This is a genomic window from Microbacterium abyssi, from assembly GCF_015277895.1.
In the GTDB taxonomy this organism is placed as follows: domain Bacteria; phylum Actinomycetota; class Actinomycetes; order Actinomycetales; family Microbacteriaceae; genus Microbacterium; species Microbacterium abyssi.
In genome coordinates, this window is sequence record NZ_CP063815.1 from 1,074,650 (window position 1) to 1,091,150 (window position 16,501).

General features: G+C 69.7%; 16 protein-coding genes. 5 read left to right on the forward strand and 11 right to left on the reverse strand.

Going from position 1 to position 16,501, the window contains the following annotated elements:
• Positions 1–32: 32 nt before the first annotated feature.
• The 6 genes from IM776_RS05320 to IM776_RS05340 are packed head-to-tail and all read right to left on the reverse strand — an operon-like array spanning position 33 to position 5,614.
• Positions 33–1,178 carry a mannitol-1-phosphate 5-dehydrogenase gene (locus IM776_RS05320; protein ID WP_194421967.1) on the reverse strand — a complete coding sequence of 382 codons (1,146 nt, stop codon included), beginning with the start codon at positions 1,176–1,178 and terminating at the stop codon, positions 33–35.
• On the reverse strand, positions 1,175–1,609 hold the full coding sequence (locus tag IM776_RS15865) for a PTS mannitol transporter subunit IIA (protein ID WP_228479927.1): 435 nt from the start codon (positions 1,607–1,609) through the stop codon (positions 1,175–1,177). The genes IM776_RS05320 and IM776_RS15865 overlap by 4 nt, the downstream gene beginning before the upstream one ends.
• A gap of 60 nt (positions 1,610–1,669) precedes the next feature.
• A complete protein-coding gene (locus IM776_RS05325) occupies positions 1,670–3,295 on the reverse strand; it encodes a PTS mannitol transporter subunit IIBC (RefSeq protein ID WP_228479928.1) in 1,626 nt (541 codons plus the stop codon).
• On the reverse strand, positions 3,292–4,977 hold the full coding sequence (gene ptsP / locus IM776_RS05330) for a phosphoenolpyruvate--protein phosphotransferase (RefSeq protein ID WP_194421968.1): 1,686 nt from the start codon (positions 4,975–4,977) through the stop codon (positions 3,292–3,294). Before ptsP ends, IM776_RS05325 begins: the two co-directional genes overlap by 4 nt.
• Positions 4,977–5,258, reverse strand: a complete 282-nt coding sequence (locus IM776_RS05335) for an HPr family phosphocarrier protein (RefSeq protein WP_147037511.1) — start codon at positions 5,256–5,258, stop codon at positions 4,977–4,979. Before IM776_RS05335 ends, ptsP begins: the two co-directional genes overlap by 1 nt.
• Complete coding sequence (locus tag IM776_RS05340; protein ID WP_228479929.1) at positions 5,255–5,614, reverse strand: PTS sugar transporter subunit IIB; 360 nt, start codon at positions 5,612–5,614, stop codon at positions 5,255–5,257. Before IM776_RS05340 ends, IM776_RS05335 begins: the two co-directional genes overlap by 4 nt.
• A 102-nt stretch (positions 5,615–5,716) precedes the next feature.
• Between IM776_RS05340 and IM776_RS05345 the strand changes: the two genes are divergently transcribed.
• The gene (locus IM776_RS05345) at positions 5,717–7,639 is read left to right on the forward strand and encodes a BglG family transcription antiterminator (RefSeq protein ID WP_194421970.1); all 1,923 of its coding nucleotides are present in this window, start codon (positions 5,717–5,719) and stop codon (positions 7,637–7,639) included.
• On the opposite strand, the gene IM776_RS05350 is transcribed toward IM776_RS05345, so the two are convergent.
• From IM776_RS05350 to IM776_RS05365, 4 genes are read right to left on the reverse strand one after another with little or no spacing between them, the layout of a single operon-like run.
• A complete protein-coding gene (locus IM776_RS05350; protein WP_194421971.1) occupies positions 7,640–7,903 on the reverse strand; it encodes an HPr family phosphocarrier protein in 264 nt (87 codons plus the stop codon).
• Between the two features lie 33 nt (positions 7,904–7,936).
• A complete protein-coding gene (locus tag IM776_RS05355) occupies positions 7,937–8,662 on the reverse strand; it encodes a TSUP family transporter (protein ID WP_323741060.1) in 726 nt (241 codons plus the stop codon).
• Complete coding sequence (locus IM776_RS05360) at positions 8,659–10,332, reverse strand: phospho-sugar mutase (RefSeq protein ID WP_194422519.1); 1,674 nt, start codon at positions 10,330–10,332, stop codon at positions 8,659–8,661. Before IM776_RS05360 ends, IM776_RS05355 begins: the two co-directional genes overlap by 4 nt.
• Before the next feature lie 5 nt (positions 10,333–10,337).
• Positions 10,338–11,171 carry a purine-nucleoside phosphorylase gene (locus tag IM776_RS05365; RefSeq protein ID WP_194421973.1) on the reverse strand — a complete coding sequence of 278 codons (834 nt, stop codon included), beginning with the start codon at positions 11,169–11,171 and terminating at the stop codon, positions 10,338–10,340.
• Positions 11,172–11,220: 49 nt separating this feature from the next.
• Between IM776_RS05365 and IM776_RS05370 the strand changes: the two genes are divergently transcribed.
• The 4 genes from IM776_RS05370 to IM776_RS05385 all read left to right on the forward strand — a co-directional run bounded on the left by IM776_RS05370 (position 11,221) and on the right by IM776_RS05385 (position 13,936).
• Complete coding sequence (locus IM776_RS05370; protein WP_194421974.1) at positions 11,221–12,663, forward strand: NAD(P)H-quinone dehydrogenase; 1,443 nt, start codon at positions 11,221–11,223, stop codon at positions 12,661–12,663.
• A gap of 95 nt (positions 12,664–12,758) precedes the next feature.
• Positions 12,759–13,151, forward strand: a complete 393-nt coding sequence (locus tag IM776_RS05375) for an SHOCT domain-containing protein (protein WP_194421975.1) — start codon at positions 12,759–12,761, stop codon at positions 13,149–13,151.
• A gap of 26 nt (positions 13,152–13,177) precedes the next feature.
• Positions 13,178–13,600, forward strand: coding sequence for a DUF6325 family protein (locus tag IM776_RS05380; RefSeq protein ID WP_194421976.1), 423 nt, complete (start codon positions 13,178–13,180; stop codon positions 13,598–13,600).
• 42 nt (positions 13,601–13,642) lie between these two features.
• Positions 13,643–13,936, forward strand: a complete 294-nt coding sequence (locus IM776_RS05385; protein WP_194421977.1) for a hypothetical protein — start codon at positions 13,643–13,645, stop codon at positions 13,934–13,936.
• Here IM776_RS05385 and IM776_RS05390 read toward each other — a convergent pair.
• Positions 13,929–16,496, reverse strand: coding sequence for a winged helix-turn-helix domain-containing protein (locus tag IM776_RS05390; protein ID WP_194421978.1), 2,568 nt, complete (start codon positions 16,494–16,496; stop codon positions 13,929–13,931). The genes IM776_RS05385 and IM776_RS05390 overlap by 8 nt on opposite strands.
• Positions 16,497–16,501: the final 5 nt, after the last annotated feature.

The window sequence follows — 16,501 nt, forward strand, 5'->3', positions numbered from 1 at the left end:
CCCCACGCGCGCGGGGAGCGCGCGACGACGCGTCAGAGGGTGCGCAGCTCCTGCTGCCTCGCCGCGAACACCTCGTGCACGGCGGTGAAGAGCGGGTGCTCGGGTTCGAGTCCCGTCACGGTCGCGGTGAGGGTGTCGGCGTCCTCGTTGTGGAGCATCCGCTGCAGCTCGACCGACTGCTCGTCGGCGGGGTCGTCGAACGCGACGGTCGCGGCGACGGCGGCGACGAGGGCCGATGTTGGAAGGCCCCGTTCCGCGGCCTGCGCGGCGGGCCCGATGAAGCGCTCGTGACGCGACAGCTTGCGCAGCGGCTGACGGCCGACGCGCTGCACGGTGTCGACGAGCTCGGGGTTGCGGAACCGTTCGAGGATCGTCGCCCTGTACTCGGCGAGGTCTGCGGGCTCGAGACCGTGCACGGCCGAGAGCACGGCCGAGGTCTCCTCGAGAGCCGCACCGACTCGTGCGGCGATCGACGGATCGGCGAGCGCGTCCGAGATGCGCGAGATGCCGGCCTGCGCGCCGAAATACGCCGTCGCGGCGTGCCCGGTGTTGACAGTGAAGAGCTTCCGCTCGATGTACGGCCCCAGCTCGTCGACGAAGTGCGCACCCGGAATGCTCGGCAGATCACCACCGAACGGAGCGGATTCGATCGCCCACTCGAAGTACGGCTCGACGGTGACGTCGACGCCGGCGCCCTCGGGCTGGGCCGGGACGATGCGGTCGACAGCGGTGTTCGCGAACACGGCGCGCTCGGCCGCCCGCGGATCCAGCTTCACGATCTCGGCGCGCAGTTGATCGGTCGCGCCGATGGCGTTCTCGCATGCCATGACCTTCAGCGGCGGAAGGCCGGGGTCGCGCAGCACGAGGCCCGCGACGATGGCCGGTGCGATGAAGCGAAGCACGGTCGGGCCAACGGCGCACGTGACGACATCGGCGGTCGCGACTTCGTCGGCGACGGCATCCGGGCTCTCCGCGCTGTTGACGGCGCGGTACCCGGTTACCACGCGGTCGATGCCACCAGGGCCCGCCTCGTGGACCGTGTACGAGTCCGTGGCGTTGATGGCGTCCACCAGGGCGCCGGCGACATCGGAGAAGACCAGTTCGTAGCCGCCCTCGTGCAGCAGCAGTCCGACGAAGCCGCGTCCGATGTTCCCGGCACCGAAGTGGACGGCCTTCATGCCTCGTTCACCGCCGACAGCAGAGCGAACAGCTCGTCGGGAGTCTGGGCCGCGTTGAGCTTCGCGACGTCGTCCTCATCGGAGAACAGGATGGCGATCTGCGACAGGATCTCCAGATGCTCGTCGCCGCGTCCGGCGATGCCGATCACGAACGTCGCCTGATCGCCCGCCCAGTCCACGCCACCGTCGTAGCGCACTACGGACAGACCGGAGGCGAGTATCGCTTCTTTGGTCTCGTTCGTGCCGTGCGGGATGGCCAGGCCATTGCCCATGAAGGTGGAGACCGTCTCCTCGCGCTGACGCATCGCGTCGACGTAGGCGGGGGTGACGGCACCTGCGGCGACCAGGATGTCGGTCGCCTCCTGCAGCGCCTGCTCCTGGGTGGCGCTGCCGCTGTGGATGCGGACCTGGCCGATCGTGAGAACGCCCATCATGTCTCCTTCGTTGTGGGGCGGGGCGGATGCTGCGCGCATCCGCCCCGCCGAATGGGATTACTCGCCGGATTCCTTCTGCTCGCGCACCATCTCGACGACCTCTTCATACTGCGGCGCATTCATGAAGTTGTCGACCGACACGTGCACCGAGTTCGGGGACTTGCCCTTCGCGCGATCCGTCAGCTGCTGCTGCGTGATCACCAGGTCGGCGGTGCCGTCGAGGTTTGCGATGGCCTGGTTGGTGACCTTGACGTCCTCGATCCCGGCCTTCTTCAGCTTGTTGCGCAGCACGCTCGCGCCCATCGCGGACGACCCCATACCGGCGTCGCACGCGAACACGATGTTCTGGATCGGCGCGGTGGCGACGGCGGTGGTCGCCGCGCCCGCAGCTGCACCCGTGCCGGCGCTCGCGGCGAGGTTGGACAGGTGCTCGGACTTCTTGCCCTTGTTCGCCTCGGTCTGCGCGATGGCGGCGCCGAACGAGTCGGACTCGGCCGCGAGGTCGCGCTTACGCGATGCCCGCAGGATGACAGCGGTGATCAGGAAGGTCACGACGGCCGCGATGATGACCGAGAGGTAGACGACCACCAGGTTCCAGACGCCGGGGCCGATGGCGGCTGCGGTCACGGCGATGATGCTTCCCGGAGCGGCGGGGAACGCGAGCCCACCGCCCAGGAGCATGTTCGTCGTGACACCGGAGGCGCCACCGGCGATGAGGGCGAGGATCGTCAGCGGCTTGCTCAGCGCGTACGGGAAGTAGATCTCGTGGATGCCACCGAAGAACTGGATGATCGCCGCTCCCGGCGCGGAGGCCTTGGCAGCACCGACACCGAAGAACGTGAACGCCATCAGCAGTCCGAGACCGGGTCCGGGGTTGGCCTCGATGAGGAACAGGATCGACTTGCCGGTCTCGGTGGCCTGTTCGATGCCGAGCGGCGTGAACACGCCGTGGTTGATGGCGTTGTTCAGGAACAGCACCTTCGCCGGTTCGACGATGATCGACACCAGCGGCAGCAGGTTGAGCGAGACCAGCCAGTCGACGGCGGTGCCGAGGACGGTGCTGATGCCGAGCATGACGGGGCCGAAGGCGAAGAAGCCCGCTATGGCGAGGATCATGCCCAGGATGCCGGCGGAGAAGTTGTTCACCAGCATCTCGAAGCCGGCGCGGATCTTGCCGTCCCAGAGCTTGTCCATCTGCTTGGTGATCCAGGCCGCGAGCGGGCCCATGATCATCGCGCCGAGGAACATCGGGATGTTCGTGCCGACGATGACGCCCATGGTCGCGATCGTGGCGACCACGCCGCCGCGTTCGCCGTAGACCATGCGTCCGCCGGTGTTCGCGATGAGCAGCGGCAGCAGGTAGGTGACCATCGGGCCCACGAGTCCGACGTAGGCGAGGATGTTCCCGCCGTCGCCCTCGGCCACGGCGGTCATGGCGCCCTGCCACAGGATCACGCCGGAGTCGCCGCCACCGCCGATGATCTCGGCGACGCCCACCCAATGCCATCCGAAGGGGCTCTCAGCGCCGAAGAATCCGGCGGGGATGAAGAGCATGGTGATGAATCCCCATGCGATGAAGGCGGCGATGTTCGGCATGATCATGCCGGAGAGGAAGGTGCCGAACCTCTGCACTCCGATCCGGAGGCCGCCCTTGCGGGGCGCCTCGGTTGACGTCGTCGTCATGATGTCGTCTCTTTCTGGTGGGAGGGTAGGGCCGCGGCGGCTTCTGCCGCGGCTTTGCGTGCACCGGCGGCGTCATCGGCCGCCAGTGCGATCTCGGCGAGGCTGCGTGCCTCGTCGAGGGTGCGCTCGGAGAGCGCGAGTCTGACATCGGCGAGTGCCGCCGGGGCCATTGACAGGCTCGTCGCACCGAGGCCCACGAGGACCAGCGCGAGGAGCGGATCTGCGGCGGCCTCGCCGCAGACGCCTACCGGCTTACCCGTGCGGGCGCCGGCGGCGCCGACCTCGCTGACAAGGCGCAGCACCGCCGGATGCCACGGGTCCTGGAATCCCGCGACCGAGCCGAGCATGCGGTCGGCGGCCATCGTGTACTGCGTGAGATCGTTCGTGCCGATCGAGGCGAAGTCGGCGTGCGCGAGCACGCGGTCCGCCAGCAGAGCGCTTGCCGGCACCTCCACCATCACGCCTGCGGTCTTCAGCCCGTACTCGCGGGCGAGATCGGTGAAGTACTTCGTCTCCTCGACTGTGGTGACCATGGGGGCCATGACCCACAGGTCGGCGTCCGTGGCGGCATCCGCCTCTGCGAGCGCCGTGAGCTGCTCGCGGAGGATGTCCTCGCTGGCGCGCAGGGAGCGCAGGCCCCGCAGCCCCAGCGCGGGGTTCTCCTCGTGCGCGTCGTTGAGGAAGGCCAGCGGCTTGTCGGCACCGGCATCCAGCATCCGCACGACGACCTTCTTGTCGCCGAACGCGGCCAGCAGCTCGCGGTAGGTCGCGCTCTGCTCCGCGACGGTGGGTGCCTGGGACGCGGAGAGGAACAGGAACTCGGTCCGGAACAGTCCTACCCCCTCGGCGCCTCTGGCCACGGCGTCCGCGGCGTCCGCGGGCTTGCCGAGATTGGCCAGCAGCGCGATCGCGGTGCCGTCGGCGAGGGCGCCGGGGGAGGGCAGTGCGTCGACCGCTGCGGCCCGTGCCGCGGCCCGTGCCGCAGCGCGCGCGAGCTGCTCGGCGGACGGGTCGGTGGTGACGGTGCCCGCGGCGGCGTCCACGATCACAGTGGTGCCGTTCTCGAGTGCCGCCGCCTCCACCGCGCCGACGATCGCGACGATGCCCTTCTCCCTGGCGAGGATCGCCGTGTGCGAGGTCGGCCCGCCGTCGGTGGTGATGAGGGCGAGCACCTGCTCGAGGTTCAGCAGTGCCGTGTCGGCGGGGGCGAGGTCGCGTGCGACCAGGACGAACGGGTGACCGGGGTCGGGCACGCCGGGGGCGTCGACGCCCCGCAGGTGCGCGAGGACGCGCTGGGCGATGTCGTCGAGGTCGGCCGCGCGCTCGCCGAGGTAGCCGCCGACCGCTTCGAGGGTCGCGCGGAAGCCGGCGAACGCGTCGTGCACCGCCCACTCCGCGGTGCCGCCGTCGTCGATGCGCGCGTCCACCTCGTCCTGCAGGGTCGGATCCTCGGCGATCATCGCCTGGGCCTCCAGAACCTCCTGTGCGGAGCCGCCGGCGGTCGCGGCGCGCTGCTGGAGCTCGGTGGCGACCGCGGCGACGGCCTCGCGAGCGCGGGTGCGCTCGGCATCCGCTCCGATGGCGCTCGGCGTGTTCTCCGGGGCGGGGAGCGCGTCCGCCATCCGCGTCACCGGTCCCTGGGCGACGCCTTGGCCGATGCCCACCCCGCGCAGCTCGGTCATCAGGCGGGCTCCTGGTCGTGGTCGGTCGTGAGCAGCTCGGTCAGCGTGTCCAGCACGCCCTCCGCGCCGTCGCCGTCAGCGGTGAGCGTGACGTAGTCGCCGTGCTCGACGGCGAGGGCGATGACGCCGAGGATGCTGGCGGCGTTGACCGGCTTGCCGGAGTCCTTCGCGATGGTCACCGGGATGCCGGCGTCCTTCGCCGCCTGCGCGAACAGCTTCGCCGGGCGGGCGTGCAGCCCGTGGGAGGAGCCGATGCGGACGGTGCGTGAGATCTCGGTCATGATGTTCCTTTCGCGGTGGATGGGGAGTCAGTGAGCGTCGCCTCGGCGATCGCGAGGGTCCTTGTGCCGTCCCGGTCGCCGAAGACGTCCTCCGGCAGCACCGCGACGCGGGCGGACGTCGCCGCGCGGATCGCATCCACGCGATCTTTGAGGTGCGGGCCGATGAGCACGAGGTCGGCGAAGGCGGAGGAGATGGTGGCCTCGGTGCCGGCGGCGGTCTGCCACTCACGGCCGGCGGCGGTCGCTGCCCGCCGCAGCCTCTGGGCGACGAAGGTGCTCGACGCGCCCGCGCCGCACACCACCAGGATCATCATCGATGCCACCTCTTCCGCACGCCTCTCGGACGCTCTCTCCATTCTGGGAAAAGGCTGAGAGGGGTGCCACCACGTTCCTTTCCGCCCCTGCGGAACCTGCGCCCGTCGCCCCCGGGACGCACGCGTGCTGGCATCATGGGAGGCATGTCGCGACAGCGTCAGGACCGGCTCCTGCAGACCCTGCTCCGGCAGGACGACTGGGCCACCGCCGCGAGCCTCGCCGACCTGCTCGGCGTGACGCCGCGCAGCATCCGCTCGTACGTCGCGGCCCTTAACGCCAGGACGCCGAACGCCGACGCCGTCGAGTCCGGGCCGGCGGGGTACCGAGCGGGGCCGGGCGCGCACGATGCGCTGCGTACGCGCCTGACCGGGGAATCCGCGCCGCGCGACCGCCTCCACGCCGTCGTGCGGATGCTGCTGGACGCTGAGGACGGGATCGACGTGTACGAGACGGCCGACCGGCTGCATGTCAGCGAAGCGACCCTGGAGTCCGACCTCGCGCGCGTGCGCGGCCTGCTCGACGGCATGGAGCTGCGGCTCGAGCGTGACCGCGAGACCGTGCGCCTGCGCGGGGCGGAGGTCGCCCAGCGGCGGCTGCTCAGCAGACTCGCGCACGACGAGATGGATGCCGGCTCCTTCCACCCCGAGAGCATCCGCCGCGCTCTGACCGGCACGGCCGTCGCCGCGCACGCCGTGGGGCCGTTCAAGACGGCGCTGGTGCGGGAGCTCGGCGCGCTCGGGTACTACGTCAACGAGCTGGCGATCTCGGACGTGCTGCTGCACATCGCGATCGCCGCCGATCGCGTCTCGGCGGGGCGCGCGCTGGAGACGCCGGTCGCTGGCACCTGGGAAGAGATCCCGAAGCTCGGCGCCGTCATCCGCGACCTGGCCGCCGAGCACTTCGGCGTCGCGCTGGGGGAGGGCGACAGCGCCCACCTCGCGACTCTCGTGCTGACGCGGGCGATCGCGCCCGGGCAGGATGCCGCCGCCGACGCCGTGCGCAGCGGAGTGGACCCCGCGATCGAGACCGCGGTGCGCACCGAGATCGTGCAGGCCGCCGCCGATTACCAGGTCGACCTCGTCGACGAGAAGTTCATCCTGCGCCTGGCCCTGCACGTGCAGAACCTGCTGCGCCGCGCCGATGAGCAGGCGTGGACCCGCAACCCGCTCACCCGTTCCCTGAAGTCGTCGTACCCGATGATCTTCGAGGTCGCGGTGTCCATCGCCAGCGGCCTGCACGACCGGCTCGGCGCACCGATCCACGACGACGAGATCGCCTACATCGCCATGCACATCGGCGGGCGGCTCGAGCGCAGCCGCAAGGCCGAGTCGATCCTCACCGCCACCATCGTGTGCCCGGGCTACTACGAACTGCACGAGCTGCTGCGCTCGAGCGTGGACAGGTCGCTGGGCTCAGCGGTCGAGGTGACGGGCGTCGTCACCACCGTCGACCCCGACTGGGGGAGCATCGGCACCGACCTGGTGCTCACGACCATCGACCCCGGTGCGAGCAGCGATCGCTATGTGCGCATCCAGCCGTTCCTCACCGACGCCGACGTGGAGCGGGTGTCGCAGACCGCCGCGCGGCTCCGCCGTGCCCGGCGCCTGAACCGGCTGCGGGAGGAGCTGGCCCGGTACTTCTCCCCGGACGCCTACCTGCATCCGCTGCCGGACGAGGGCGCGGAGGCCATCATCCGGCGCCTCGGCGGGATGCTGACGGCATCCGGTCTGATCGGCGACGACTACGTCGAGAACACCATCACCCGCGAGCGGATGTCGTCGACCGCGTTCACCGATGCGCTGGCCGTGCCCCACGCGCTGCAGATGACCGCGGAGCGCACCGCCATCGCCATCGGCGTCGCGGACGGGTCGGTCGCCTGGGGCGACGGGCGCGTGCAGGTCGTCGCGCTCGCCGCGTTCAGCGAGAGCGATCGCACGGCGTTCCAGACCGTGTTCGAGCAGCTGGTCGAGGTGTTCAGCGAACGCGAGAGCGTGCAGCGGATCGTCCGCAGGGGTACGACCTTCGAGGCGTTCCTCGACGAGCTCGTCGCCGTGATCGACGGCTGATCAGCGCCGCGGGTCGAGCACCGCGGCCAGGTCGTCGAGGACCTCCTCGGCCGACGGCGATGCCGGCGTCTCGAGCCGGACCTCATCCCCGGAATTCAGTGCGAGGTCCATCACGGCGAGGACGCTGCCGACGTCGACCGTCACTCCCGCCGCCGTGGTCAGCGTGATCGGATGCGCATGGTCGATCGCCAGCCGCGCCAGCTCGGCGACCGGCCTGGCGTGCATGCCGTTGTGCGCGCTGACGACCACGTGTCTGATCGGCATCGAGGCCTCCTCTCCGAGAGATGCTACCGATGCTCACACCGTGACGGCCAGGATCGCCCGCACCAGCACGACCAGCGCGCCGATCCATGCGCACCACAGCATCACTCCGCGAGCAAGCGCCACCGGAATCATCCGCACGAGCAGTGCGCCGCCGATGATGCCGCCTGCGGTGCACGCGCCCAGCACGAGCACCTCCCACGTCGGAGAGACCGGCAGACCTCGAAGGGCCACGGAGATGAGCCCGTAGCCGAGGAAGATCACCTGAGCGCTCGCCGCGAACCGGCGCTGCTCCCATCGATCGCTGATCGCGTAGGCGGCGAGTGCGGGACCGGACAGCCCGCTCGAACTGTGCATGAAGCCGGCTGCAGCTCCCGCCATGATCGCGCCCCGCCGTCCCCGTAGCATCGCGGCAGCCGGGCCGCTCAGCCGGGGACCGAGGAGGGCGATGATCGCCATGGCCCCGATCACGAACAACAGGGCCGGTTCCGGCAGAAGCCGTGTCATCAGCGCACCGAACGGCGCCGCGAGAAGGCCGGCACCGAGCAGCCACAGCGTTCGGGCCCAGTCCACATCGCGCCATGCCGACGGCAGGGCGAACACCGAGGCGATCACCGCCAGCAGCACGGCGAGAGTCACGCCTTCGACCGCTCCGTACACCAGCACGATCGGGCCGATCAGCACGAGCACGAACGCGAGCCCGGTCACGCGCTGTACGACCCCCGCGACGAAGGCAGCGACTCCGACGAGGGAGAGGATCAGGAGCGCTCCTCCAGCAGCGCGCGCACGCCGGTCTCGAGCGCGGCGACGACGCCCGCCGCCGCCTCGGCCGACGGGGCCTGCGCGTCGAGATAGACCTTGAGCTTCGGCTCGGTGCCGCTGGGGCGCACGATCACGCGCGAGCCGTCGGCGAGACGGTAGCGCAGCACGTCGCCGGAGGGCTGACCGGGATCCGCCTGCAGCAGGTCTTCGGCCGACGCCACCGCGGTCTCTCCGATCCTGGTCGGCGGAAGCGTCCGCAGCGCCAGCATGACCTTGCCGATGACCGCGAGATCGTCGACCCGCACCGAGACCTGCCCGCTCGCGAAATGCCCGTACGTCTCCCCGAGGTCGGCGAGCAGACTCGCGAGCGTCTCGCCGCGTTCGCGGGCTTCGGCGGCGAGACCCAGCACCGCGATGGCGGCGGAGATGCCGTCCTTGTCGCGGACGGTCTCCGGATTCACGAGGTAGCCGAGCGCCTCCTCATACCCGAACACCATGCCGGGGGCGCGCGAGATCCATTTGAATCCGGTCAGCGTCTCGTGGAAGTCGAGGCCGTGGTGCGCGGCGATCGCGCCGAGCCCCGGCGAGGAGACCAGCGAGCACGCGAGCGATGCTCCCGCCGTGCCCTCGGCGGCGCGGGCCGCGCGGGCCCCGAGCAACAGGCCGATCTCGTTTCCGCTGAGCCGGCGCCAGCCGCCCTCGGCGGACTCGTCGGGGATCGCGACCGCCAGGCGGTCGGCATCCGGGTCGTTGGCGAGGATGAAATCAGCGCCGGTGCGGCGCGCTGCCGCGAACGCGAGGTCCATGGCGCCGGGCTCCTCCGGGTTCGGGAACGCGACGGTGCGGAACATCGGGTCCGGATTCAGCTGCTCGCCGACCGTCTTCGGGCGCGGGTAGCCGGCGGCATCCAGGATCCGCGCGAACGTCTCCCACCCGACGCCGTGCATCGCGGTGTACACCCAGGTGATGCCCCGCGCGGATTCCGGCGCCGGGGCGACGGCCGCGGTGGCGGAGACGTAGGCGTCGACGACGTCCTCATCGGCGACCTCGTACCCGGTCGAGCGGGGGAGCGCGGCGATGTCACCGGCATCCGCGACCTGCTGGATGTGCGCGGCGATCTCTGCGTCTGCGGGAGCGACGATCTGCGATCCCCCCTCCGCGCCGCCGAGGTAGACCTTGTAGCCGTTGTCGTTCGGCGGGTTGTGGCTCGCGGTCACCATGACGCCGGCATCCGCACCGAGGTGACGCACGGCGAACGCCAGCACCGGCGTCGGCAACAGACGGGGGAGCAGAATCGCTCGGAGGCCCGCTCCGGCGAACAGCTCGGCGGAGTCCAGCGCGAACCGGCGCGAGTTGCGGCGTCCGTCGTAGCCGATCACGATCACGGGGGTGGCGCCGCCTGCGCGCTCGCGCAGGTACGCGGCGAAACCGGCAGCGGCCTGCGATACGAGCACGCGGTTCATCCGGTTGCTTCCGGCACCGAGCTCGCCTCGGAGGCCGGCCGTGCCGAAGGCGAGACGGGTGCAGAAGCGGTCGTCGAGGTCGGCTACGGCCGCGGTATCCCCGGAGGCCGCGCGCGTGATGAGGCCGGCGAGCTCGTCGCGGGTCTCGGCATCCGGGTCCTGACGCAGCCAGGCGCGCGCGGTCTCGAGCGTCTCCTCGACGCTCATGTCGCTCACAGCGCTTCCACCACTCGGGCGAGCAGCGCTGAGATCACCGGTTCCGCGGCCTTGCCCGCCTCGATGACCTCACCGTGGCTGAGCGGGGTCTTCTGGATGCCGGCGGCGAGGTTCGTGATCAACGAGAAGCCGAGGATCTCCATGCCGGCCTCGCGGGCGGCGATCGCCTCGAGCGCGGTTGACATGCCGACGATGTGACCGCCGATGTGCTTCGCCATCTGCACCTCGGCAGGCGTCTCATAGTGCGGACCGCGGAACTGGGTGTACACGCCCTCGTCGAGCGAGGGGTCGACGGTGCGCGCGATGTCGCGCAGGCGCTGCGAGTACAGGTCGGTGAGGTCGACGAACTTCGCGCCTTCGAGCGGCGAGTCGGCGGTGAGGTTGAGGTGGTCGCTGATCAGCACCGGCTGGCCGGGCTGCCAGCGCTCGCGAACGCCCCCGGCGCCGTTGGTGAGCACCATGATAGAAGCGCCGGTAGCCGCTGCCGTGCGGACGCTGTGCACGACGCGGCGGACGCCGTGCCCCTCGTAATAGTGCGTGCGCGCGCCGATGACGAGCACGTTCCTGCCACCGGGGGTGCGGATGCTGCGCAGCGTGCCGACGTGGCCCTCCAGAGCGGGCTTGGAGAACCCGGTGACCTCGGTGGCGGGGATCGTGGCGACGGTCTCGCCGATGAGCTCGGCCGCCTTGCCCCACCCGCTGCCGAGCGTGAGGGCGATTTCGTGCTTCTCGACCCCGGTGAGTCGCGCGATGTCCGCGGCGGCTCGGGCTGCGATCTCGAACGGGTCTGCGTCCGGAGCGTTGAGGGGATTGTCATGAATGTCGGTCATGGATCCACTCTAAGGAAGGCGGCGGCAAGTCAGTGAGGATTGCGGAAGAATGGAACCCATGTCTTCGACTCCCTTTGAGCGCACTCAGCACGTCGCCGTCCTCGGCGGCGGTCCCGGCGGCTACGAGGCGGCGCTCGCCGCCGCTCAGCTCGGCGCCGAGGTGACACTCGTCGAGCGGGTCGGGGTGGGCGGATCGGCCGTATTGACCGACGTCGTGCCCTCGAAGAGCCTCATCGCCACCGCGGACGCCGCCGTCGCCATCGCGGAGGCCAGCGATCTCGGGGTGCAGTTCTATGCCAAGGGCGCAGCGGGCAAGCCGCTCAAGCCCGAGGTCGCGATCAACCTCGCCGCTGTCAACAAGCGTCTGCTGGCGCTCGCCGGCCAGCAGTCGGAGGACATGCGCTCGACGCTGCTGGAGTCCGGCGTCCGCATCCTCTCCGGGCACGGCCGCCTCGAGGGGCCCAACGCGATCATCGTCTCGACCGGCCCCGGCGGCACGGACTTCGATCGTGTGGAGGCCGACACCATCGTGGTCTCGGTCGGCGCATCGCCGCGCGAGCTCGACAGCGCCAAGCCGGACGGCGAGCGCATCCTCACCTGGACGCAGCTGTACGACATGAAGGCGCTGCCGGAGCACCTCATCGTGGTCGGCTCCGGCGTCACGGGCGCCGAGTTCGCCTCGGCGTACATGAACCTCGGCGCCAAGGTCACCCTGATCTCCAGCCGTGAACAGGTGCTTCCAGGGGAGGATCAGGATGCCGCGCGCGTGCTCGAGAAGGTCTTCAAGCGCGGCGGGATGACGGTGCTCTCGAAATCCCGTGCGAACACGGTCGAGCGCACCGAGAGCGGCGTGCTGGTCACGCTCTCCGACGGCCGCACCGTCGAGGGCAGCCACTGCCTGATGGCCGTAGGGTCCATCCCGAACACCGCCGACATCGGCCTGGAGGATGCCGGGGTCGAGCTGACCGAGTCCGGCCATGTGCGGGTCAACAAGGTCGCCCGCACATCGGTTCCGAACATCTACGCCGTCGGCGACTGCACGAACTTCTTCCCGCTGGCATCCGTCGCCTCGATGCAGGGCCGCACGGCGGTGTTCCACGCGCTCGGCGACATCGTCATCCCGCTGGAGAAGGTGAAGATCACCTCGAACATCTTCACCGCACCTGAGATCGCCACCGTCGGCTGGGGCGAGAACGATCTCGAGGAGATGGACGGCCTCGTCTACAAGCTGCCACTGGCTGCGAACCCGCGCGCGAAGATGATGGGCATCAAGGACGGTTTCGTGAAGATCATCGCGCGGAAGGGCTCGGGGACCGTGATCGGCGGTGTGATCGTCGCACCGAAGGCGTCGGAGCTGATCTATCCGATCGCGGTCGCAGTGGAGCGTCGCCTGACCGTCGATCAGGTCTCACGCGTGTTCGCCGCGTACCCGTCGCTGTCCTCGAGCATCACGGATGCCTCTCGCGCGATGCATCTCGTGAACATCTCGTAGGCACTCACCCCTGCAGGATGAGGCCCGCCGTGCGCGGGTGGGGGAGATGCCACGATGCTACCGACGACGTGATCGTCACGACGAAAGGTAGCCACATGTCATTCTGGGAATCTCTCTGGTCCATCTTCTGGTGGATGTTCTGGGCATACATCTTCATCGCCTACCTCATGGCACTGTTCACCGTGCTGATCGATATCATCCGCGACCCCAAGCTGAAGGGCTGGGCGAAGGCGATCTGGATCCTGTTCCTGGTCTTCGTGCCGTTCCTCACCGTGCTCGTCTACCTGATCGCCCGCGGCGGCAAGATGGGTGATCGAGCGGCGAAGACGTACCAGGAGGAGCGCGCGGCGTCGGAGGCGTACATCCGCGACGTCGCAGGCAGCGCCCCCGATCCTGCCCAGCAGATCGAGAAGGCCTCCCAGCTGCTCGCCTCCGGTGCCATCACCGATGCGGAGTTCGCCCAGCTCAAGGCGAAGGCACTGGCCTAGCCACCGGATGCGATGGGGAGCGAGAGATGAAGCCCTTCACCCTCGGCCCCGTCGAGCTGACCATCGTCGCCCTGGAATCCGAGCGTCCTTCGCCCGGATTCCTGGCGTCGCTGGCAGCGCAGGTGGACGCCGGCACTGTTCGACTCGTCGACTTCGTCATCATCGAGAAGTCGCCGGACGATCAGGTGACCATCAGCGAGGTCGATCGCGCGGAGTTCGCTCTCGCCGGGCTCGACCTCTGGGCGCGCGGCCTCGCTGGATATGAGGATCTCAGCCTTCTCGCCGACCGGATGCTGCCGGGCACTTCGGCCGCTGTCATCGCCTTCGAGCCCCTCTGGTCCCGTGCGCTGGACCAGCAGTTCGCGGAGTCGGGGGCCGTCGTGATCGGAACCGAGCGGATTCCCGCGGTGGTCGCGAACGCGATCCTCGAGCTCTCCTCGGAACAGTGACGAGACCATGACCATTCCACGACGGGACTCATCGTGCCGACAGTGAACAGAGCAGGACGCCCAGGGCTGATCTCGCTCGCCGAGCGCACTCGCACCATCTCGGCCAGCAGCGCGGAACCACCGGTCAACCGCGAACGGCTGCTCTACGAGGCGGTGCGGGCGGTGGCGCAGGCCGAAGCCGCCGTCTCGCGATTCAGCTCGGCACGGGTGCCGGACGTGTCGACTGACCTGGAGCGGCTCGCGATGCTCCACGGCTCCGGCGACCTCAGCGACGGCGAGTTCGTCGCGGCGAAGAACCGCATCATCGCTGACCGCGAGGTCGAGCGGCTCAACTGAGCAGGCGCAGCGCCTCGCGGCGAGAGGCGACGCCCAGCTTGCGGTAGATCGCGCGCTGATGCGTCTTGACCGTGTTGATCGAGACCGCCAGGGTCTGTGCTATCTCGGCCATCGTCCTGGTCGTCCGCAGCTGATCGAAGACCGTCTTCTCCCGTTCGGACAGCAGTTCGAGAGGTGAGTTCGCCTCGTGCGGACGCAGACATGCCGCGACGAAATCCTCGTACTGGGTGCCCCACGCGAGGTGCTCCGTGAGCAGCTGCCGCATCTCCAGGTCGCCGTCGCAGAACGGACGACGCACGTTCTCCTTCTCCGCGATCTCCAGCGCCTGCTCGCAGAGGCTGTGCATGAGCTCGACGTTGTCACGGCGGCGCTGCACCATCGCCCCGGTGATCAGCGTCGCCACCTGGATGTACGAGATGCTCTGATAACGGACCAGGCGACGCAGCATCTTCAGGGCCGTCAGAGGGTCGCCCGAGCGCCGGATGATCCCTGCGAGGATGACGCTCACCAGCGGCAGATTGTCCGACTCGACGTACCGTGCGGCGATCGCCAAGGCTCGATCGCGCTGTCCTGCCGACTCAGCGAGCGCAGCCAGTGAGGCATGCCGGAACGCGACCCATGACACGCCCTGCGACTCCTGCGGTGGGATCTCCTGCAATTCGATCCCCGCGCGACGTCGCGCCCCCGGATCCTTCGAGGCCGCGGCGGTCCACGCGAGGATCATGCGCGCGACGCCGGCGAAGGTGCGCCTTCCGCTTCCCCCTCGGAGCACCTGCGAGAGCGCCTGGGTAGCGCGCGGGAGATCATCGGAGAGGTAGCCGATCAGGCCGACCGCCGTCGACGCGCCGCCACCGGCATAAGGATGCCATGGTCCGTCGTCATCGACGCGCTCGCCGAGGTCCGCGAGGACCTGTTCGGCCTGCGTCAGATTCCCCGTCCACGCGAGGACGAAGGCGAGGTGACTGAGCGCCCGGCGCTTGAGCACCTCGTCCCCGATGGCATGCGCCTCCTGCGCCGCCGCCGAGAGGAGCTGGACGGTGCGCTCGGGCTCGTTGCGATGCCGCATCTCCGCCCAGCCGAGCAGATAGAGCAGGGCGGCGTGATCCTGGACGCTCCCGCCGTCGGGCGTCTGCATCTGCGACTGCACGATCGTGCTCGCCCTGGTCACCTCGGCGCGATCGTCGAGGAGGAACAGCTGCGCGCGCGGCAGGCTGAGATCGAACACCGGGTCATCGCCGATCTCGGCGGCGCGTGAGACGGCGCTGGCGAGCAGCAGCCTGGCGACGTCCGTCGCGCCGGCGATGTCCCGTGCGCAGGCACGCACCAGCAGCACCGTCGGATCCTGCGCGTGGGGTTCGGGAAGCGTCATGCACACCCGCTCGAGCATCGCCGACTCCGCGCCCACCAGAATCCCCACCCAGTGCGCATGGATGGTGCACAACGCCGCGTCGAAATCGCCGGCATCGATCCAGTGGAGCACGGCCGTGAGCGGATCGGTGGGCTCGAAGAAACGTGCTGCCGCGCGATGCAGCTGTTCGCGCTTGCCCGGCTGGGCCAGCTCGAGGATCTCGTTGCAGTGGCGTGCGAATTTCGAGTGCCATCGATAGACGGGCCCGTGATCGGTGTCGAACCTGTCGAGGAAGAGGCCCATCGTGACGCACGAGTGCAGCAGCGCTTCGACGTCTTCGCGACCGGCGAGCACGACGGCGAGCTCGACCGTGAGGTCGGGGCAGATCGAGGTGCGCAGCACGAAGCGGGCGAGCTCCGTCGGCAGCCCGCCGAGGACGTGCTCGCGGATGTAGTCGCGCATGAGCTCTTCATCGTGACCGTCACGGGACAGCGGGGGCACTCCGGTGAGCTGGACGACCTGGATGGCGATGGGCCAGCCGCGTGTGTCCTCGAAGATCATCTCCGGTGTGACGTCGGTGCGGACGCCCGTGAGCATTCCGGCGATCTCGTCCAGGTCGAACGCCAGCTGATCGGCACGGATGGACGACAGCGGATGCGTGAGCGCCCAGCGCGCCAGCGCGAGCTCGACATAGCTCGTGCCGACGACGATGATGCGCAGCGGTTCAGGGCCCATGTCGATCAGGGCGCCGAGCAGACCGTCGGTGAGGGCGGCCTGCGCGCGGTGCGCATCGTCGATGACCAGATAGACCGGGCGCTCCGCGCCGTCCAGGGCATCGGCGAGCGTGTCCAGTGCGTTGCCCGTGTCGTCCGACCCAGCATCGACAGTGAGGATCTCATCGAACTCGGTGTCGCCGGAGCGCGCCAGCGACTGCAGCGCCTGCACGATCCCCGTGCTGAGCCGGCGCGGATCGGCGTCGAACGCGCTGAGGGTCAGCCAGGCCACCTGGCCGGGGTTCGCGGTCGCCCACGCGCTGACCGCCGAGGTCTTCCCGTATCCGCTCGGCGCCGTCACCACGGTCACGCGCTCACGGGCCGTCGTCTCGTCGAGCAGCGTCTGCACCCTCGGCCGATCGACGTGTCCTGCGGGGCGCTGCGGCGGCTGGAATCGGGCCCACCTCGACGCGCGTGACGGGGAGCTGGGCAGCGACATATCAA